The organism is Azoarcus sp. KH32C (assembly GCF_000349945.1).
GTDB lineage: Bacteria > Pseudomonadota > Gammaproteobacteria > Burkholderiales > Rhodocyclaceae > Aromatoleum.
In genome coordinates this window covers 2,053,027-2,073,614 of the sequence record NC_020516.1, presented here as the reverse complement: position 1 = coordinate 2,073,614, position 20,588 = coordinate 2,053,027, and the positions used below count along the sequence as shown (strand labels likewise).

Below are 20,588 nucleotides of genomic sequence, written 5' to 3'. Positions count from 1 at the left end.
ATCACTTGCGTGCGGGGATCAGGAACACCGCGACCGCACTGAGCAGGCCGGCAGCGCCAAATGCATAGAAGTTGCTTTGCGCGCCCATCGGCAAGTCCGCGAGGTAGCCGCCGAGGAGCGGACCGCTCAGCGCCCCGATGCGAGCGAAGCTTAACGCCCAGCCGGTGCCTGCGCTGCGGACCGGGGCCGCGAGGTAGTTCGCCAGGTAGGACGTCAGGATGAGCGAGGCGGAGATGCTGCCGAACCCGGCGAGCGCGACCAGGACGTAGTTGGTGAGCAGCGATCCTTTCAGCGTCAGCGCGGCGATGCAGACGGCCCCGATGAGGTAGGACGCAACCAACGTGACCTTGACGCCGATCCGGTCCGCGACGCGGCCGATCAGGATTCCGCCCGCGGCCGAGGTCAGGCTGAAGACCGCGAGGAAGGCCAGGCTGGAGCCGAGGTCGTAACCGCTCTTGCGCATGATCTGCGGCAGCCAGGTGTTGAGGCCGTACACCATCAGCAGGCCCGTGAAGAGGCCAACCCAGAAGCAGGCGGTCGCGAAGGCGTTCCTGGGTGAGAAGATTTCCGCCAGCACGCTCCAGATGCCGGGCCGCGCTCCGGTCGCCTCCACCTTGCGCGGGACCGCGAGCCCCAGTTTCTTCGCCAAGGCCTGCGCTTCCGCCTGCCGACCCTTCGCGACCAGGAACTCGAGCGATTCCGGCATCAGCCAGGCGATCAACGGAACGATCAGCAGCGGGATCACGCCGACGCCCATCACCGGCCGCCAGCCCCCGACCGGCAGCAGCCACATCGCGACCAGCGCCGCACCGAGAATGCCGATCGAGTAGCCTGAATACATCAGGCCGTAGTTGAAGCTCTTGCGGCCGGCGGGGGAATACTCGGTCGTCAGCGCCGCCGCAATGGGGATGATGCCGCCGAGCCCCAGGCCGCCGATGAAGCGGAAGAGCCCGAAGATCTCCGGTGTCGGCGCCCACGCCGCGCCGCCCATGGTCAGCGAGAACAGGCACAGGCACACGATGAACATCGGCTTGCGTCCCCGCAGCTCGCTGAGTGTGCTGATCGTCAGCCCGCCGATCAGCATGCCCAGCAGGGTGTAGCTGCCGAGCAGACCGGCCTTGAGCGGGGTGAGTTGCCACTGCGGGTCTTCGAGCAACGCCGGCATCGCCGCGCCGAGCACGCCCAGATCGTAGCCTTCCGCAAAGATCGCCAGCCAGCAGAGCAGGACGACGAGCCCGGTCACGCGGCCGGGGATGTGCTGCTGGGGAGGATGTTGGTAGTTCGTCATGGATGCACCTTCTCCTTTGGGGCGTGCGCGCGGCTAGCGAGCGCACGAGGTTGTCGCCCGATTCGACGTCTCGGGTTCTGCTATCCAAATTAGCACCGTTTAGTTTATGTGTGAACATTCGTTATCTATATTTTTCATGTATTGACTTTATATTGGGTCTGGCGAACACTGCCGCCAAAACAACGCGATGCGGCGACCGGCCCAACCAAGGCCGCCGCGAGCAAGCGAATACGCATCCCAGCAGAGGAGAGACCATGAACCGCAGTGCCCACACCGACCGCTTCGTCATCGACAACCTGCCGCCGCCGGAACAGTGGCCGGATCTCGTCTTCGAACGGCCGGAGCTACAGTTTCCCGAACAGCTCAACGCCACGACGGAACTGCTCGACCACGCCGTCGCCGAAGGCCACGGCGACCGCCCGGCCGTGATGGGCAAGGGCATCCGATGGACTTACCGCGAGCTCCAGGAGCAGGTGAGCCGCCTCGCCCACCTGCTTGTCGAGGACATGCGGCTGGAGCCGGGTAACCGGGTGCTGCTGCGCGGCGCGAACACGCCTTGGCTCGCCGCCGCGTGGCTCGCCGTGTGGAAGGCGGGCGGCGTCGCCGTCGGCACGATGCCCCTGCTGCGCGCGAAGGAGCTCAAGGACATCGCCACGCTCGGCCGCGTGAGTCACGCGCTGTGCGATGCGAACCTCGCCGAGGAGCTCAAGATTGCCCGCGCGGACTGCCCGATGCTGCGCGAAGTGCTGTACTACGGCGAAGGCACGGATCTGCCGGCGCGCCTCGCCCGCAAGCCCGCGCACTTCGACACCGTCCCCACCGCCGCGACCGACCCCGCGCTGATCGGCTTCACGTCCGGCACTACCGGCGTTCCCAAGGGCACGATCCACTTTCACCGCGACGTGATGGCGATGTGCGAAGTCTTCCCGCGCCACTGCCTCCAGCCCGGGCAGGACGACGTGTTCGTCGGCACACCTCCCCTCGCCTTCACCTTCGGCCTTGGCTGCCTGTTGTGCTTCCCGCTGTGGGCGCGGGCGAGCACGGTGTTGCTTGAGAAGCTCGCCCCCGAAGCGCTGCTCGGCGCGATCAAGGAGTACGGCGTCACGATCTGCGTGACCTCGCCGACCGGCTATCGCCAGATGGCGTCGCTGGTTGGACAGCACGGCGTCCCGAGCCTGAAGAAATGCGTCTCGGCGGGCGAAGCGCTGCCCACCGACACGCGCGAGCGCTGGCGTGAAGTCACCGGCATCCGGATCCACGACGGCATCGGCGGCACGGAGATGATCCACATCTACATCGCCTCCGGGCCCGAGGACTATCGCCCCGGCGCCGTCGGCAAGCTGCTACCCGGTTACCGCGGCATGATCGTCGACGACGACATGAATCCCCTGCCCCCGGGCGACGTCGGAAAGCTCGCGATCAAGGGCCCGACGGGCTGCCGCTACCTCGCCGACTCGCGCCAGAAGAACTACGTACGCGACGGCTGGAACCTCCCGGGCGATGCCTTCCACATGGACGAGGACGGCTACTTCTACTACCACGCGCGCATCGACGACATCATCGTGACCTCGGGCTATAACGTATCGAGCCCCGAGGTCGAGTGGGCCCTGCTCGCCCATCCGGCCGTCGCCGAGTGTGGCGTGATCGGCGTGCCGGACCCGGACCGCGGCCAGATCATCAAGGCCTTCGTCGTGCTGAAGCCGGGCCACTTCGGCACCGATACGATGACGAAGACGCTGCAGGACTTCGTCAAGCAGACGGTGGCGCCATACAAGTACCCACGCGCAATCCGCTATGTGGAGACGCTGCCCCGCACCGAGACCGGAAAACTTCAGCGATTCAGGCTGAAGGAGATCAACTGAACTATCAGGCCAACTGCCACCCGCCCGCCTCCACCCAGGTCATCAACTCCCCAGCCGGCATGGGCGCCGCGACGAAATAGCCCTGCGCCTCGTCGCAGCCGATCGCCTGCAGACGTTCGCAGATCGCCTCGTTCTCGACGCCCTCGGCGATCACGCGCAGCCCGAGTTTGTGCCCCAGGTCGACGGTCGACTGCACGATCAGTGCGGCATCGGCATCTTCGAGCATCGGCTGGACGAAGGACTTGTCGATCTTGATCGCGTCCACCGGAAGCTTCTGTAGATACGCAAGCGAGGAGTACCCGGTGCCGTAATCGTCAAGGAACACGGTGATGCCCATGTCCTTGAGCCGCTGCAGAGTCAAAAGTGCGACCTGCGGCTCGGCCATGACGGCGCTCTCGGTGACCTCCACGCCAATCCAGCCGGAGACCGCACCCCAGGTGGTCAGCGCATTGCCGATCTGTTCCGCGATGTGAGGATCTTCCAGGTTGCGCGTCGAAAGGTTGACCGACGCGTGCAGCCGAACGCCAGCTCTTTCCCAGGCGAGGCACTGCACGAGAGTCGCATCGACCACCCATTTCGACAAGGGCGCGATGAGACCGGTGCTTTCGACGAACGGGACGAACTCGTCCGGCGAGATCAGGCCGTACGACGGATGCCGCCAGCGGACCAGCATTTCGGTCCCGACGATCCGCCGGGTGGCGAGTTCCAATTTCGGCTGGCAGTACAGGGCCAGCTGGTTGTCGGCGATCGCCGAACGCAGTTCGCCCATCAGCTGCAGCCGCCGCGGATTATAGGAGTCGTCGCCGGGGGTGTAGAGCGCATGGCTCCGGCTCGACCGCTGCGCATGGCGCAGCGCCACTTCGGTGTGCCGCGTGAGGGTCGCGGCGTCCGTGCCGTGACCGGGAAATACCGCGATGCCGATGTGCGCACCAATCTCCAGCGTGAAGCCGTTGATTTCGAACGGCCGCTCAAGATCCTTGAGGACACGCAGCGCGACCTCGCGGGCCTCCTCGACGCCGGCGCCCGGAACCAGGACGCCGAAGTGTCGTCCGCCGAAGTGGGCCAGCACGGCGTCGTCGCCGAGCAGACGCCTGCATCGCGGGCCGAACTCCTGCAGCAAACGATCGCCGATCGATTTGCCGAGAGTGTAGTTGATGTCCTTGAAGCGCTCCAGCGCCAACATCAGCAACGCCAGAGCGCGATTTTGCGGCGATGCTGCCTCGATCGCCTCGTCCAGGTTCGCCTCCAGCTGCACGCGGTTGGGGAGATCGGTCAGTGCGTCGAAGAAGGCGAGATGGCGGATCCTGTCTTCGGCGCTCTTGCGCTCCGTGATGTCCTCGATGATCGCGACGAGCGCCGGCGCGGACGGCTCGCTGCCGGGCAGCGGGGAAACCGTGACGTTGGCCCAGATCGAACGGCCGTCCTTGCAGAAGTATTGGCGTTGGGCGCGATAGGACGGCGTCTCCCCGCTCACCAGCTGCTCGATCTGCCGCCGCACCTCGTCGCGCTCCTCCTCGGCGACGATGGCCATCGGCGCGAGGGCGCGCAGTTCTTCCTCCGAATACCCCAGGATCGCCTGCAGCGCCGGGTTGGCCGCAAGAATCCTTCCGTTCCGCTCGATCAGGGCGACTCCCGCGGCGAGGTTCTCGTAGACGGCGCGCCAGCGCTGCTCGGATTCCCGCAACGCGTCGGCGCCCCGCTGCAGTGCCTGACGATTGGCAATGAGCTGGGACGTGAGTTCGGACAGGTCCTCCTCCTGCGTCGCGAGCTCCTTCTGCAACGCATCCCGGGCGGCCTTCATGTCGCTGATGTCCCGACCCTCGGCGAGCAGGAACGCGACCTCGCCATCGGCTCCGCGGATCGGCGTCAAGGAGAAATCGAGCGTCAGCGTCTCCTTTCCGCCCGCGCGGCCATAGTTTTCTACCTGGCCGCGCACGATCTCGCCCAGGCCCGCGCGTCTGACCGCATCCCGCGCGCTTTCGCGGACGCTGTCCGAAACCGCCCACCACCGCGTATCCCAGAACGGCTTTCCCTGGATATCTTCGAGCCGCAGGCCGGCCCCCTCGAGGGCCGCGCGGTTGATCTCGATCGTCCGGCCTTCCCGATCGAGCAGGCCGACGAACTGGACCATCTCGTCGACGATGATGCGCGCGAGCTTCTCGTGGAGGGTCCGTACTTCGTCACCCGGCAGCAACGTGACATCGCCCACGCAGAGCCTTCCAGATTCGGCAAACCGCGGCGTGTAGATGGAGTTCATTACCCACTCCCCGGGGAGTCCTTCCGGGCGGGTGAAAGGCGCCGATCGAACGCTCCCCGCAAGGCGCCGTCGCACGATACCGTAATGCCGAACGGACGGCCCGCTCCAATGAGGGCCACAAGTTCGGTATTGAATGTCCAATTTGATCCTTTGCGCACCTCAGGCCGAATGATCCGGTCAACGGGCATAGCAACGCCGTTAGACAAAAAGCTAACGCGCGGCCCGAAGGCCCAAGGTAATTCATGATAGCCGACGCCGTCCCCGTGATCGAAGATTGCAAATATCTTCGCCACCGTGACTAGACGGAAGACGTATTGCTAGTGCTATACAGCTGGGGCCAGCTCTGAGTTGAACTGGAGCCTATCTCGTCAGGGAATTCGCGGAAGCTGGAAAATTCCAAGTGTCGTCAGGGGGGCAAATCTCTGTATCGCTTGACAGCGGAGCAGGCCCATCGCATCAGATCCTCAAGCGAGCAGGCGACGGGGTATCACCGGTCTGGTTTACCGTCAGATCGCCTCTGCTGGCAATCTCCCGAAAACCCTTGGCAGGCCAGGGACTGCGCCTCTGTTACCGTCAAATATGTCGTTCGGGTTCTGACGGTAAACGAGCAATCGCCTGACAACTCGCGGCGTATACCGTCAAAAATACCGTCTGTTCGAGCCGGTTCGGTTCGACGATTGGCAGGGGCCAGAAAGCAAGAAACCCCAGCGTTTACCGGGGCTTCTGCTCGTTGATGATTCGTTCCGCATCATCAACGACAATTACTTATCTTATTGATTTTTATAAGACCTTTCAGTTCACGTCACTCCCACTCGATCGTTGCGGGCGGTTTTCCAGAGATGTCGTACACGACCCGGTTGATGCCGCGGACTTCGTTGATGATCCGGTTCGACACCTTGCCCAGCAGGCTGTGCGGCAGCTCCGCCCAGTGCGCCGTCATGAAATCCTGCGTCTGAACCGCACGAAGCGCGACCACGTATTCATAGGTCCGCCCGTCGCCCATCACGCCGACGCTCTTCACCGGCAGGAACACCGCAAACGCCTGGCTCGTCTTGTCATACCAGTCGGCAGCGCGCAATTCGTCGATGAAGATCGCGTCCGCGCGGCGCAGCAGATCGGCGAATTCCTTCTTCACCTCACCGAGGATACGAACACCCAGACCCGGACCCGGGAACGGATGGCGGTAGACCATTTCGTGCGGCAGCCCAAGCGCGATGCCCAGTTCGCGCACTTCATCCTTGAAGAGCTCGCGCAGCGGCTCGAGCAGCTTCAGGTTGAGCGTCTCGGGCAAGCCACCCACGTTGTGGTGACTCTTGATCGTGTGCGCCTTGCCTGTCTTGGAGCCGGCCGACTCGATCACGTCCGGATAGATCGTGCCCTGCGCCAACCACTTTGCGTTCGGCAGCTTCTGCGCCTCCGCCTGGAAAACCTCGACGAACTCGCGACCGATGATCTTGCGCTTCGCCTCGGGGTCCGAAACGCCCTTCAGATGGCCCATGAACTGTTCGGTCGCGTCGACATGAATCACCTTCACGCCCAGGTTGCGCGCGAAGGTCTGCATCACCTGCTCCGCCTCGTTCAGGCGCAGCAGGCCGTTGTCGACGAACACGCAGGTCAGCTGATCGCCGATCGCGCGGTGCAGCAGCGCCGCGACGACCGACGAATCGACGCCGCCGGACAGGCCGAGGATCACCTCCTCCTTGCCGACCTGCGCGCGCACCTTCTCGATCGCCTCGCTGACGTAGTCCGGCATATTCCAGTCATGACCGCAGCCGCAGATCTCGTGCACGAAACGGGCGATCATCTCCCTGCCCTGGATCGTGTGCGTGACTTCCGGGTGGAACTGCACGGCGTAGAACTTGCGCGCCTCGTCGGCGATCGCCGCGATCGGGCAGGATTCGTTGCTCGCAATCACCTTGAAGCCCGGGGGCATCTCGGTGACCTTGTCGCCGTGGCTCATCCAGACGTCGAGCAGCCCATGACCCTCGTCATTCGTCCGGTCCTGGATGCCGCGGAAGAGCTCCGAATGGCCACGAGCGCGGATCTCGGCGTAGCCGAATTCGCGCTTGCCCGAGCTTTCCACCTTGCCGCCCAGTTGCTGCGCCATCGTCTGCATGCCGTAGCAGATGCCCAGCACCGGCACGCCCAGTTCGAAGACAGCCTGAGGCGCATGCCAGCCCACCGCCTCATAGACGGAGTTCGGGCCGCCGGACAGGATCACACCGGCCGGCGCGAAGTCGCGCACGAACTCGTCGGTCACGTCGAACGGGTGGATCTCGCAATACACCTGCTGTTCGCGGATGCGGCGCGCGATGAGCTGGGTGACTTGGGAACCGAAATCGAGGATGAGAATTTTCTGGTGAGCCATGGCGAGGTCTCGGGGGTACGGAAAAAGGAAAGGCGGCCCACCGGGGGCCGCCTTTTAGGTCAGCGAGGAATCAATCCACGTGGTAGTTGGGCGCTTCCTTGGTGATCTGAACGTCGTGGACATGCGACTCGCGCACACCGGCGGACGTGATCTCGACGAACTGCGCCGTGCGGTGCATGTCGTCGATCGTCGCGCACCCGAGGTAGCCCATCGAAGCGCGCAGGCCGCCGATCAGCTGGTGGATCACCGCCGAGACCGCACCCTTGTAGGGAACACGCCCCTCGATGCCTTCCGGCACGAGCTTGTCGGCATTGCCGTCGGATTCCTGGAAGTAGCGGTCGGCCGCGCCCTGCTGCATCGCGCCGAGCGAACCCATGCCGCGATACGATTTGTACGAGCGCCCCTGGAACAGCACCGTCTCGCCCGGCGCCTCTTCGGTACCGGCGAACAGGCCGCCCAGCATCACGACGTTGGCACCGGCCGCGATCGCCTTCGAGATGTCACCCGAGAAGCGGATGCCGCCGTCGGCGATCATTGGCACGCCAGAGCCCGCGAGTGCCGTCGAAACGTTATCGATTGCGGTGACCTGCGGTACGCCGACGCCGGCGACGATCCGCGTCGTGCAGATCGAACCGGGGCCGATACCGACCTTGACCGCATCCGCGCCGACATCCACCAACGCCTTCGCCGCAGCCGCCGTCGCGATGTTGCCGCCGATGACCTCGACGTGCGGGAAATTCTTCTTCACCCACTGAACACGATCGAGCACACCTTGCGAGTGGCCATGCGCCGTATCGACCACGACGACGTCCACACCAGCCTCGACCAGCGCCTCGGCACGCTCTTCGGTACCCGCACCGACACCGATCGCAGCACCGACGCGCAGGCGACCGAGGTCGTCCTTGGCCGCGAGCGGATGCTCGGTCGACTTCATCATGTCCTTCACGGTGATCAGGCCGCGCAGCTCGCCCGCATCATTCAGCACCAGCACGCGCTCCAGGCGATGCTTGTGCATCAGTCGACGCGCGACTTCGAGGCTTTCGCCTTCCTTGACCGTCACGAGGCGGTCATAAGGGGTCATGATCGCCGCCACGGTCTGGTCGAGATTGGTCTCGAAACGCAGGTCGCGGTTGGTGATGATGCCGACGACGCGCTTACCTTCGACGACCGGCAGACCGGAGAATTTGTGCTGACGGGTCAGCGACACGACGTCGCGGACACTCATCGTCGGCGGAATCGTGATCGGATCCTTCAGAACACCCGACTCGAAGCGCTTCACCTTCGCGACCATCGCGGCCTGCTGCTTGACCGGAAGATTCTTGTGGAGAATGCCGATGCCGCCCTCCTGCGCCAGCGCGATCGCCAAGCGGGATTCGGTCACCGTATCCATCGCGGCGGAGACCAGGGGGATATTCAGGGTGATGTTGCGCGTCAGCTGTGCCCGCAGGCTGACATCGCGGGGGAGAACCGTAGAATGGGCGGGAACAAGAAGGACGTCATCAAACGTCAGCGCCTTCTGGATCACTCGCATGGCTTTTTTCCTTTCGGCCAAATCCGTATTATACAGATGCCGCCCGCGCATGGTAAGCGGGGCTTTCACTTCAGGAACCCGGACCGATGTCCCGCGCAAGCCTCCTTCTGCTGAGCCTGCTCTTCGCACTACCCGCCGCGGCCGACGTCTACCAGTGGCGTGACGCCCAGGGCCGTATCAACTACTCGGACACCCCGCCGACACAAGGCAACGTGCAGACGATACGCAAGAGCCCGCGACCGGGCGCGCCGACGACCGAGGAGTCGAAACCCGCCGATGGCGACAAGACTGCCGCGGAAGGAAGCGCCGACGCCGGCAAGAAGGATCCGTCCGATAAGGACAAGAGCAAGTCCGACCCGACCAAGCCCAAGACCATGGCCGAAAAGGAACTCGAATTCCGCCAGCGCCGCGCAGCCGCCGCCGAAGCCGAGGCCAAGGCCGAGAAGCAGCGTCAGGAAGCAGACGAACGCAAACAAGCCTGCGAACGCGCGCGTGGCCAATTGACGGCACTGGAGAATTCGCGTCGCGTCACGCGCTACAACAGCAGCGGCGAACGCGAACTGATCGACGACGCAAGCCGCAAGACCGAAGGCGAGCGCGTCCAGAAATTCATCGGCGCGAACTGCAAGTAAGCGGCGGAGGCCCGCTCGCGGCCATCAGGCGGCCGCGCCGCCGCCTTTCTTGAGCGCCTTCCCTTCCTCCGCCCGCTTCTTGCGCACCTCCTTCGGGTCCGCGATCAAAGGTCGATAGATCTCCACGCGATCCCGCTCGCGCAGCACCGTATCGAGCCGGGTGAGCTTGCCGAACACCCCCACCTTGTTCGCCTTGTCGAGATCGATTTCGGGGAATCGCGCGAGGATCCCCGATGCGTCGATCGCCTCCCGCACCGTCGAACCCGCCGGGACCTGGATACGCACCAGCTGATGCCGCTGCGGCAGCGCGTAGACGACCTCGACGTTGATGAACGCGCTCGTGCTCATCGCTTCGGGTAGACCTGCTGCGCGCGCTTGATGAAGGACTCGACGAAGGTGTTCGCGATGTGGTTGAAGACCGGCCCCAGCACCTTTTCGAGCAATTTGCTGGAAAACTCGTAGTGCAGCTTGAACTCGATCTTGCAGGCTTCACTGCCCAACGCCGTAAAGCGCCATGAGCCGTCGAGATGAGTGAATGGCCCTTCTTTCAGGCGAATGTGCATCTCGAGGGGAGCAAGTTTGCTGTTCTCCGTCGTGAAATGCGCCTTGATGCCGTGGTAGCTGATATGAAGCGTCGCCACGGTCAGGGTTTCGGTGCGGGCAGTGACTTCGGCGCCGCCACACCACTGCAGGAACTGGGGGTAGTCCTCGCAGCGGTCGACGAGCGCGAACATTTGCGCCGGAGTGAATTCGATCAGGACCTGCTTCTTGACGTCAGCCATGAGGGGATGGGGACGGGGGCTCCGTCGAACTGCTAAAATGCGCGATTCTACCGCAAGGCCCCGGCTGCGGCCTCCCGCAGACGACCGGATGCCCCAGCACCCACAGGATTTCCGTCACTCATGAGCATCGTCGACAATCGCAAGGCCTTTCACGACTACTTCATCGAAGAGAAGTACGAGGCCGGGCTCGTCCTCGAAGGCTGGGAGGTCAAGGCGATCCGCGCCGGCCGCGCCAATATCAAGGAAGCCTACGTCATCATCCGGGGCGAGGAAATCTTCATCCTCGGCATGCACATCACGGCTCTTGCCAGCGCTTCCAACCACGTCAGCCCCGACCCGGTCCGTACGCGCAAACTGCTGCTGCATGCAGGCGAAATCGCAAAGCTCATCGGCAAGGTCGAGCGCGCGGGCTACACCCTCGTGCCGCTCGATCTGCACTACGCCAAGGGCCGCGTCAAAGCGCTCATCGGCCTCGCGAAAGGCAAGAAGCAATACGACAAGCGCGAAGACTCCAAACAGCGCGATTGGGAGCGCGACAAGGCGCGGCTGATGAAGACCAAGGTCTGACGCCGTCCCGGCGAAGTCACGAACTGCACGACAGCATCGAGCACCCGGCCCGCTGGCGCGCCCAGTCCGGCCGTTTCGCGGCAAAACGCTCGCGCCCCGGCTGATCCTCGTAGGGACGACGCATCACGTCGAGCAGTTCCAGGATCAACGCATTGTCCCCCTGCTCGGCCGCGTCGATCGCCTCCTGCGCGAGGTAATTGCGCAGCACGTAGCACGGATTAGCCGCATTCATCCGCTCGCGCCGCAGCTCCGGCGGCACGCCATCCTGAAGCGCCCGTGCTGCATAGCGCGCAAGCCAGTCAGCGAATGCAGCGCTTTCGCGCTCGAGCAGCGCCTCGTTGTAGAACGCCTCCCTGACAGGTTCGATCGACGGTTGCTGCAGATCGACATCGGCCAAGCCACGGAAGAAGATCGTCATGTCGACTTCGGCGCGCGCCAGCAAGGTATGGAGCGTATCGACCAGTTCGCTATCCCCCTCATGAAACATCGTCAGTCCCAACTTCCCGGCGAGCGTGCGCTCCCGTTCACGGGCGTAAACGACGGCATAGCGATCTAGCCCCTCCTGCAGCGGCTCGACCGAGCCGAAAGCTGGGTACAAGGCATTTCCCAACTGCCACAGATTCCACTGCCCGATGCCCGGCTGATTACCGAAGCGGTAGCGTCGCCCCGACGCGTCCGTGGTATTCGGCGTCCAATCCGGATCGAAGTTGTCGATCCATCCGTAGGGGCCGTAGTCGATCGTCAGGCCGAGAATCGACATGTTGTCGGTGTTCATCACGCCATGGACGAAGCCGACCCGCATCCACTCGGCCATCAAACGCGCGGTACGCTCGCAAACCGTGTGGAACCACTCCGTCCGGCGCGTCTCGGTCGTCCCGCCAAGCTCAGGGAAATCCCGTGCGATCGTGAAATCGACCAGTTGCGCGAGCAACTGCTCATCACCGCGCGCAGAGAAGATTTCAAAATTGCCAAAGCGGATGAAAGACGGCGCCACGCGGCACACCACGGCCCCCGGCTCCGCACGCGGATGGCCGTCGTAGAACATGTCTCGGATGACATCTTCCCCCGTGCCGACAATGCATAGCGCGCGCGTCGTCGGAATACCCAGATGGTGCATCGCCTCGCTGCACAGGAACTCGCGGATCGACGACCGCAATACCGCGCGCCCGTCGGCGGTACGCGAATACGGCGTCTTGCCCGCCCCCTTCAACTGCAACTCATAGCGCTCGCCCTTCGCATTGACCGCCTCGCCCAGCGTGATCGCGCGACCGTCGCCGAGTTGTCCGGCCCAATTGCCGAACTGATGCCCGCCATAGCATGCCGCATACGGCTCCATGCCCGGCAACAGCGCATTGCCGCCAAAGACCTGCGCAAATTCCGGCGAGCGGACATCCGCTTCGTCAAACCCGAGCGCACTCGCCATTTCGGGCGACCATGCGATCAGCCGCGGCTCACGTACGGGAGTCGGCATGACCCGGGAGTAACACGCTCCATGCACCTGACGCACGTGAGGCGATGGCTCGGGATCGCCCGGAAGCTCCCGCACGAAGCGGTTATCGAATTGAAGGGATCTCATTATTTTGGAGTAACGACTGTTGGGGTTGGGGCTGCGTTGGTCAGACGGTCAGACGCATGGCGCGGCACTTGGTTCGCACCGCGTCGGATCACGGATCAAGCGGTATTCAGCTGCGGCGTGGATCGAAGGCGTCGCGCACGACGTCCGCGAACAGGTTGGCGGACAACACCAACACGAACATGAAGACGAATGCGGCAAGAAGCGACCACCACACCATCGGATCGCGAGCGAGTTCCGCCCGCGCCATGTTGATCATCGTCCCGAAGCTGATCGTCGTGGGATCCACGCCGATCCCGACATAGGACAACACCGCTTCCGCCAGGACGAGGCCGGAGAAATCCATCACCAGCGCGATCAGCACGATGTGCATCACGTTCGGCAGCACATGGCGGCGCATGATCGCCGATGTCCGCACTCCGAAGGCCCGCGCGGCCTGCACATACTCCAGCTCGCGCAATTTCAGCGTCTCGCCCCGCAGCAGACGGCACAACCCCGTCCAGCTGGTGATCCCGAGAATCATGCACAAGGCCATGAGCCGTGCGTCGGCCCGCTCGGCCGCAGTCGAGAACCATTGCAGATGGGTGTCGATGACGACCTGCATCATCAGCACCGCCGCCGCGATCAACAACACGCCGGGGATCGCGCTGAGCACCGTGTACAGGTACTGGATCAGGTCATCGACCCAGCCGCCCAGGTAGCCCGCAAGAATCCCCAAGGCCACGGCAAACGGCAGCATCACGAGCGTCGTCAGCGTCCCGATGATCAGGGCCGTCCGCACGCTCTTCAAGGACAGATAAAGCACGTCCTGCCCGACCTTGTCCGTCCCGAAGACGTGGTAATAGGGCGCCAGCGCCACCAGGACGCCGACGCTAACTAGCAACAACCCGAGCGTGACGAGCGCCGACCGCCATGCGAGCACCGTGCGTCCACGTACGAGCGCATGAGCGGAGTTCGCGAGGCTACGCCCCGAACGCCGCGCCAATGCGGCCGTCACCGCCAGGGCAATGACGCCCCACACCAGCAAACCGACGCCAGCGCCTGCCAGCGCTCGTCGCGCGATATCCCTTGCGCGATCGGCCTGCGGGTCGGCGAGATGCGCCCCGCCGTAGGCCAGCCGCGGGTAGACACGTGCCTGCCCACCGCCGGGAAGTTCCACGGTCTCTCGCGCATAAAGTTCGGTTGCGAAAGGCGCCGAATACGTCTTCTCGGTCTGCTTGCGCAGCGATGCGAGTACCGCATCCAGCGCACTCAACACCTCGGACGAGTAGGCGACCTTGGCATCGCCGGCGGCAGCCGGCAAGGCCGCCCGATAATGAAGACTGTCGATCACGCCGAGCGTCAGGAACACGAGCAATATCGTGGCCGACGCCATGCCCGCCGCGCGCCTGCCCACCTTGCTCCAAGCCTCGCGCAGCGGCTCGCTGCGCCGCACGTGGAAGATCATCCCGCCCGCCACCACTACGAGCAGAAAGAACAGCGCATCGGTCCACAGCACCACGGGCAGGAAATTCATGCCTACTCCAGCCTGACCCGCGGATCGACCAGCGTATAGGAGATGTCGGTCAGCAGCAGACCGACGATGTAAAGCACCGAGCCGATGAACACCATCGCGCGCACCACCGCGAAATCCTGAGCATTGATCGCATCGATCGTATAACTCCCCAAGCCGGGGATGCCGAAGAAGGACTCCACCACGAGACTCCCCATGAAGAGCAGCGGAATCACGACCACCACCCCGGTCAGGATCGGAATCATCGCGTTCTTCAGCACGTGCCGGAACAGCACCACCCGCTCGGACAACCCCTTCGCCCGCGCCGTACGCACGTAGTCCTTCGAGATCTCTTCGAGAAAGATCGTCCGATACCAGCGAGCGTTCGACCCGACTCCGGCGATGACGCTGATCGCGACCGGCAACGCCAGGAAGCGCATCGCATCGAACCCGGGCGCGTAGCCCGAAATCGGCACGAGAGCCCACACCTTCGATACCAGCCACTGCCCCCCGATGATGTAAAACAGACTCGAAATCGACATCATCGCCACACACTGCACGACGCCCCAGAAGTCGAGGTAGGTCGCACGGAAGAACACCAGCATCAGCGCGAACGACACCGAGACGAAGAGCCCCAACACGAACGTCGGCAATGCCAAAGCGAGCGACGGTCCCATGCGGTCACGGATCTCCTGCGCAATGTTGCGCCCGTCGTCCGACCGGCCGAAGTCGAACGCGAACATGCGCAACGACTTACGAAAGAAGATCGTGTCGGTGAGTCGCTCCGCCCCGGCCGCCTGCACATTGAAGAACAGGGGTCGGTCGTAGCCGCGCTCGACCTTCCAGCGCTCGATCGCCTCCGGCGTCACCCGCTTCACACCCAACTGCATGCGCGCCATGTCGTCCGGCGAATTCACGACGAAGAACAACGCGAAGGTCAGCACGTTCACGCCGATCAGGATCGGCCCCGCCAGCAGCAGCCGCCGGACAATATACGCGAACATCAGCGCCCTCCTCCGATCGCGGTCGCGCGTTCCCGGCGCCGGAAATGCACCGCTGCCGGCGCAATGATCGCGGCAAGCAACAGCGCGACAAGCGCCATCGGCCAGACCACCGGGCGATTCCAGGCGGCGCGCGCCGCCTCGCGTTTTGCCAGATCGATACGCTGGTACTTCAAGGTATTGCGCACCATCGAACCCGCCTTCCGGTTCATGACCCAACCGTGCTGCAAGGAATAGGCTTTCGGATGGAAGCCGAACACCCACGGCGCATCCTGCTGCAGGATAGCCACCATCCGGTCGATCACCTCCTGCCGCGCCGGTCCGTCCGGCATGCTCTTCATCTGTTCGAAGAGGCGGTCATACTCCGGATTGATGTAGTTGGCCGCATTCTGCCCCGACTCCTTCACCTTCGCCTGTGCGCCATGGAGCAGGAACAGCATGTTCTCCGGGTCGGGATAGTCGGCATTCCACCCGAAAAAGAAGAGCTGGGCACTGCCATTGCGGATCTTGTCCTGGAACCGGTTGTAGTCGGTCGCGCGAACCACGAACTGGATGCCCAGCTCACGGAATTGCTTGGCCAGCCAGTCCGAGCGTGCCTTGTCGCCGAGGCCGCCCGGCGTCGTGTCGAGATTGATGATCAGTGGCTCGCCGGTCTTTGCGTCACGTCCGTTCGGATAACCCGCCTCGGCAAGCAGCCGCTTGGCGGTCTCGATCCCGCGCCGTAGCGGATGCCCGTCACGCCACTCGTACACCACCGGGTTGATACCGGCCTCTCCCTCACGTGCACCGAAGATCCCGGGCGGGATCGGATGCATCGCCGTCACCCCTCGACCGTTCATGAAGATCGACACGAACTCGTCGATGTCGAGCGCCACCGAAATCGCCTGCCTGAGCTTGCGCGCACGCGCTTTTCCTTCGGCGCCGTCCCCGCCCCCGACGACGCTGTCGAGCATGTTGAAGCCGAGGTAGAACACCGACGGCGAGACCGACGTCAGCAGCTGAATCCCTTGGGCGCGCATGTCGTCGGACAGCATCACCTCGCCCTGACTGGTCATCGTCACCGCCTGGTCGAAGTTATCGGACGACACCCCCGACGCGTCGTAATACCCCTGCAAGAACTTGTTCCAGTACGGAATCCCCTCGCGCTCGCGCGAAAACACGATCTTGTCGACGAAGGGCATCGGCTTGCCGCAATCTTCGAGCAAGCCCGCCTCGCGATCAGCCGGACTCCCCTCGCACGGGTACGGCTCTCCGCGGAAATTCGGGTTGCGGGCGAGCACCATGCGCGCGTTGGGATTGTTCTCGACCAGCATGTACGGCCCGGTTCCAATCGGCCACCAATCGAGCGTCAGATTCCGCTCGGCAAATCCCGGCTGACCAAAGAAGCGGTCGGCCTCCGGTGGGACCGGCGCGAAGAACGGCATCGACAGCCAGTATAGGAACTGCGGATACGCCCCTTTAAGCGTGATTCGATACGTGTAGCGATCGGCGATTTCGACCCCGGGCAGATCGAAGCGATTCAGATCGATCCATCCCAAGTTGCGCTTCGCCTCCTCGGCCAGTTGTTGCTGCAGCGTCTTCAGCCCCGGCAAGTACTCCGCGATCAGTTCGAAGATCGGTGAGTGCAGGCGAGGATGCGCGAGCCGCTTCATCTGGTAAACGAAATCCCCCGCTTCGAGTTCGCGCGTCCCCGTTTCGCGGAAATCGGAGACCCCGCGCACCCCTCGCAGATCGTCGCCACCGAGGTCGAGATAGCGCGGGCTCCCGTCCGGACGTTTGGCGAAGGCCGGATGCGGTTGATACATCACTCCCGGCCGGATCTTCACTTCGTACACGGTACGTGCAACGCGATCTGCCGAAGCATCATCGGGCAAGAGCGCGCCGGACGCGTCGTAGCGACGCACTTGCGGCATCTCGGCGGCACTGCCCGGAATCAGCGTATAGGGCCGCTTCAGGTAGTCGTACTGAAGCGGCGGCTCGTAGATCTGATAGAGAAACGTCGCCTCGTCTTCGCTGTAGGACTGCACGGGATCGAGGTGCTTCGGCCGGTCCGTAAAGGCCGAATAAAGGATGTTCTGCCCACGCTCGGCCGCCGGATAGGGATCGTTCCAGACCGGGCCACAGGCCGATAGCAGAACGCTGACGAAGAGGAAGGAAAGCATGCGCCGGAACATGACTGGCGATTCTACCTGTCCCCGACCGTCCAATGCGGTGCGCCGCGCGAAGCATTTCCGACACAACGAGACTGCCCCAAAACATCCCCAGCGAACACCAAGGCACCGCGTCCCCGACCCCATCGGCTATAATCCGCCGATCTTCAAGACGGAGCTTCACCCAAAATGGGCTTTCTCGCAGGGAAACGCATTCTGATCACGGGCTTGCTCAGCAACCGCTCGATTTCCTACGGCATTGCAAAGGCCATGCATCGTGAAGGCGCCGAACTCGCCTTCACCTACCAGAACGAGCGCTTCCAGGAGCGCGTCGCCAAGATGGCCGCCGAGTTCGGCTCCGAACTGATCTTCGCGTGCGACGTGCAGAATGACGACGAAATCACCGCCCTGTTCGAACAACTGGCGCAGAAATGGGACGGCCTCGACGGCCTCGTCCACTCGATCGCCTTCGCCCCCAGCGACGCGCTCGAAGGCGACTTCCTCGATGGCTTCTCGCGCGACGCCTTCCGCATCTCCCAGGAAATCAGCGCCGCCAGCTTCCCGCTGCTCGCCAAAGCCGCACGCCCGCTGATGAAGGGCCGCAACGGAGCGATGCTGACCTTGTCCTACCTCGGCGCCGTGCGCACGATGCCCAACTACAACATCATGGGCCTCGCCAAGGCGAGTCTCGAAGCGTCCGTGCGCTACCTGGCGGTCTGCCTCGGCCCGGAAGGCACCCGTGTCAACGCCATCTCCGCCGGCCCGATCAAGACCCTTGCCGCCTCCGGTATCGGCAGCTTCAGCAAGCTGCTCTCCTTCAACGAACACAACGCCCCGCTGCGCCGCAATGTCACCATTGACGAAGTCGGCAACGCCGCGGCCTTCCTGTGCTCCGACCTCGCCAGCGGCATGACTGGCGAAATCATGTATGTCGATGGCGGCTTCAACACCACTGCCCTCGGCAACGCAGAGCCGCAGCAGTAATACTCAAGCGGCACACTGCAGTAAAAACAAAGCCCGGCATCGCCGGGCTTTGTTTTTTTGGGTGCCACCGACCCTTCAAGCGCCGATGGCTCCCGCGGTTACGGCTGCTGCGGACGCAGCGCAGCCGAGTTGATTTCGACCTTGTAACGGTCGCGCAGCGACGTTAGGAAGGCACTGAAGTCACGCTCCGCGATCAGACGCTGATACTGGCCCGCCAGCGCCTTCACACGCTTGTCGTCCTTCGCCACATCCGGACGATTCACGCTCTCGATGCGATAGACCACGTAGCCGCCATCGGCCGACGCAGCCCCCGCATAAGAGGGAAGCTTCGCCGTCTCGGCACCGAAAATCGCCCCCATCGCCGTCGGCGGCAGTGTCGGCTTGCCCCGCTGCACGGTTTGGGCTGCGATCCAGTCCCCGCTGACTGCCTCGCCCTTGCGCAGTGCAGCCAATGCGGCCTCGCCACGCTCACCGGCAAGCCGTGCAGCTTCGTCGGCCCGCAGTTGCTTCTCGATCGATGCCTTCACTTCTTCGAACGGCAGACGCTGAGCGTCCTGGAATTCGGCGACACGCGCCGAAACCAGCGTACCGCGCGTCACCTCGACGGCTTCGACGTTGCGTCCGTGCTTGGCTGCCTCGTCACCGAAGAGGGCGTTCAGCAGCTTATCGTTCTTGTACTCGCCGAGCGCACCGCCCTGACGGGTAATCCAGTCCGTCTTGTGGACCTCCAACTTCAGCGCATCGGCCACCGGCTTCAGGCTATCGGATTGCTCATAGACCGTGTTCGCAAACACCTCGGCCTGTTCGGCAAAGCGCTTGTTTGCGTCCTGCCGCTTGAGCTCCTCTACGATCTCGGCCTTCACTTCTTCGAACGGACGGGCGTGCGACGGCTTGATATCGGTCACTTCGATGATGTGGAAACCAAAATCGGACCGCACCAGATCGCTGATTTGCCCCTTTGCCAAGCTGAATGCTGCATCCTCGAACGGTTTCACCATCGTCCCGCGACCGAACGCGCCCAGATCGCCGCCGCGGCTCGCCGAGCCCGGGTCTTGCGACTCCGCCTTGGCCAGCTCGGCAAAACGCTTCGGGTTCTCGCGCACTTGGGCAAGGATCCCTTCAGCCTTCGCCTTGGCCTTCTCCACTGCTTCCGGCGCCGCATCCGCGGCTACGGTAATCAGGATGTGCCGCGCATTGCGCTCTTCCGGCTGACTGAAACGCTCCGCATTCGCCTTATAGAAGGCCCGAGCCGCGTCGTCCGAAACCGTCGTCTTCGCCAGCAGTGCCTCCTGATTGAACACCACGTACTCGGCACGCAGGCGCGCGGCGCGCTCGAAACGCTGCGGATTCTCGTCGTAGAACTTCTTCGCCGCACCTTCGGCCAACTTCACCTCGTCCGCGAAGCGACCCACCGGGAAACGCATCTCGCTCACCATCCGCTCTTCGAGCTGCGACTTCAGGAAACGCTGCGCCGAAACCAGCGACGGAAACGCCGATTCGCCGACCGCCTGCGCCATCTGCTGGATGCGCAGATCCTGCGCCAGACGAGCTTCGAACACCTGCGGCGTCATTCCTTGCGCGCGAATCGCGGCCTCATACCGCTCCAGCGAGAAGTGCCCGTCCTGCTGAAAGGCCTCAATGCCGGAAATCATCTGCTGCAGGGCCTGCGGCGAGACACCCAGCCGCTTGTCGGCCGTATACAGCAGCAGCAAGCGCTGATTGACGAGATTTTCAACGACCGCGCGCCGCATCGGTTCCGACTCGAGCATCGCCCGGTCGACCTCACCACCCATCGACTGCCGCAGCCGATCCTGCTGCTCACGCAACGCCTGCTCGAACTCTCCCACGGAGATCTTCGACTTCCCGACCGTCGCCACCTCCACACCCCCGGGACCGCCCTTGAAGTACGAATCCAACCCGAAGAACGCGAACGGCACGACCAGCGCCGCGAGGATGATCTGCGCTACGCGCTTGTTATTGCGAACTGATTCCAGCATCGTGTTATCCAGAAAACCCCTGTCAAAGCGTCATGCGATCCGCACCGCAGACATAAGGGGCGGATTATCGCACCGCCTGCCGGTCAAGGCCAAACTCGGGACGT

General features: G+C 63.6%; 15 protein-coding genes. 4 read left to right on the top strand and 11 right to left on the bottom strand.

Features of this window, described 5'->3' with window-relative positions; all coding sequences use genetic code 11:
• Position 1: 1 nt before the first annotated feature.
• Positions 2-1,288 (bottom strand): aromatic acid/H+ symport family MFS transporter, encoded by a 1,287-nt coding sequence (locus AZKH_RS09120; RefSeq protein WP_015435469.1) that lies wholly within the window; start codon positions 1,286-1,288, stop codon positions 2-4.
• 254 nt (positions 1,289-1,542) lie between these two features.
• Between AZKH_RS09120 and AZKH_RS09115 the strand changes: the two genes are divergently transcribed.
• On the top strand, positions 1,543-3,150 hold the full coding sequence (locus AZKH_RS09115; RefSeq protein WP_015435468.1) for an AMP-binding protein: 1,608 nt from the start codon (positions 1,543-1,545) through the stop codon (positions 3,148-3,150).
• Positions 3,151-3,154: 4 nt separating this feature from the next.
• Here the strand turns inward: AZKH_RS09115 and AZKH_RS26270 are convergent, their stop codons facing one another.
• The 3 genes from AZKH_RS26270 to guaB all read right to left on the bottom strand — a co-directional run bounded on the left by AZKH_RS26270 (position 3,155) and on the right by guaB (position 9,306).
• The gene (locus tag AZKH_RS26270) at positions 3,155-5,407 is read right to left on the bottom strand and encodes an EAL domain-containing protein (protein ID WP_015435467.1); all 2,253 of its coding nucleotides are present in this window, start codon (positions 5,405-5,407) and stop codon (positions 3,155-3,157) included.
• 802 nt (positions 5,408-6,209) lie between these two features.
• A complete protein-coding gene (gene guaA, locus AZKH_RS09105; RefSeq protein WP_015435466.1) occupies positions 6,210-7,775 on the bottom strand; it encodes a glutamine-hydrolyzing GMP synthase in 1,566 nt (521 codons plus the stop codon).
• Positions 7,776-7,845: 70 nt separating this feature from the next.
• Positions 7,846-9,306: an IMP dehydrogenase gene (gene guaB, locus AZKH_RS09100; RefSeq protein ID WP_015435465.1), complete on the bottom strand. Its 1,461-nt coding sequence runs from the start codon at positions 9,304-9,306 to the stop codon at positions 7,846-7,848.
• Positions 9,307-9,392: 86 nt separating this feature from the next.
• Here guaB and AZKH_RS09095 point away from each other — a divergent pair, with 86 nt between their 5' ends.
• Complete coding sequence (locus AZKH_RS09095) at positions 9,393-9,938, top strand: DUF4124 domain-containing protein (protein ID WP_015435464.1); 546 nt, start codon at positions 9,393-9,395, stop codon at positions 9,936-9,938.
• Between the two features lie 24 nt (positions 9,939-9,962).
• Here AZKH_RS09095 and AZKH_RS09090 read toward each other — a convergent pair whose 3' ends face one another.
• Both AZKH_RS09090 and AZKH_RS09085 read right to left on the bottom strand, forming a co-directional pair.
• Positions 9,963-10,286 carry an RnfH family protein gene (locus AZKH_RS09090; protein WP_015435463.1) on the bottom strand — a complete coding sequence of 108 codons (324 nt, stop codon included), beginning with the start codon at positions 10,284-10,286 and terminating at the stop codon, positions 9,963-9,965.
• Positions 10,283-10,720: a type II toxin-antitoxin system RatA family toxin gene (locus tag AZKH_RS09085; RefSeq protein ID WP_015435462.1), complete on the bottom strand. Its 438-nt coding sequence runs from the start codon at positions 10,718-10,720 to the stop codon at positions 10,283-10,285. The genes AZKH_RS09090 and AZKH_RS09085 overlap by 4 nt, the downstream gene beginning before the upstream one ends.
• Positions 10,721-10,840: 120 nt before the next feature.
• On the opposite strand from AZKH_RS09085, the gene smpB reads away from it, so the two are divergent.
• Positions 10,841-11,287: an SsrA-binding protein SmpB gene (gene smpB, locus AZKH_RS09080; protein ID WP_015435461.1), complete on the top strand. Its 447-nt coding sequence runs from the start codon at positions 10,841-10,843 to the stop codon at positions 11,285-11,287.
• 16 nt (positions 11,288-11,303) lie between these two features.
• On the opposite strand, the gene AZKH_RS09075 is transcribed toward smpB, so the two are convergent.
• From AZKH_RS09075 to AZKH_RS09060, 4 genes are all read right to left on the bottom strand, one after another.
• Complete coding sequence (locus AZKH_RS09075) at positions 11,304-12,863, bottom strand: YdiU family protein (protein WP_041656038.1); 1,560 nt, start codon at positions 12,861-12,863, stop codon at positions 11,304-11,306.
• A gap of 106 nt (positions 12,864-12,969) precedes the next feature.
• Positions 12,970-14,376 carry an ABC transporter permease gene (locus tag AZKH_RS09070; protein ID WP_015435459.1) on the bottom strand — a complete coding sequence of 469 codons (1,407 nt, stop codon included), beginning with the start codon at positions 14,374-14,376 and terminating at the stop codon, positions 12,970-12,972.
• Positions 14,377-14,378: 2 nt separating this feature from the next.
• Positions 14,379-15,356 (bottom strand): ABC transporter permease, encoded by a 978-nt coding sequence (locus tag AZKH_RS09065; protein ID WP_015435458.1) that lies wholly within the window; start codon positions 15,354-15,356, stop codon positions 14,379-14,381.
• Positions 15,356-17,527: an ABC transporter substrate-binding protein gene (locus AZKH_RS09060; protein WP_015435457.1), complete on the bottom strand. Its 2,172-nt coding sequence runs from the start codon at positions 17,525-17,527 to the stop codon at positions 15,356-15,358. Before AZKH_RS09060 ends, AZKH_RS09065 begins: the two co-directional genes overlap by 1 nt.
• 165 nt (positions 17,528-17,692) lie before the next feature.
• Between AZKH_RS09060 and AZKH_RS09055 the strand changes: the two genes are divergently transcribed.
• Positions 17,693-18,487: an enoyl-ACP reductase gene (locus AZKH_RS09055; RefSeq protein WP_015435456.1), complete on the top strand. Its 795-nt coding sequence runs from the start codon at positions 17,693-17,695 to the stop codon at positions 18,485-18,487.
• Positions 18,488-18,585: 98 nt separating this feature from the next.
• On the opposite strand, the gene AZKH_RS09050 is transcribed toward AZKH_RS09055, so the two are convergent.
• Positions 18,586-20,484 (bottom strand): SurA N-terminal domain-containing protein, encoded by a 1,899-nt coding sequence (locus AZKH_RS09050; protein ID WP_015435455.1) that lies wholly within the window; start codon positions 20,482-20,484, stop codon positions 18,586-18,588.
• Positions 20,485-20,588: the final 104 nt, after the last annotated feature.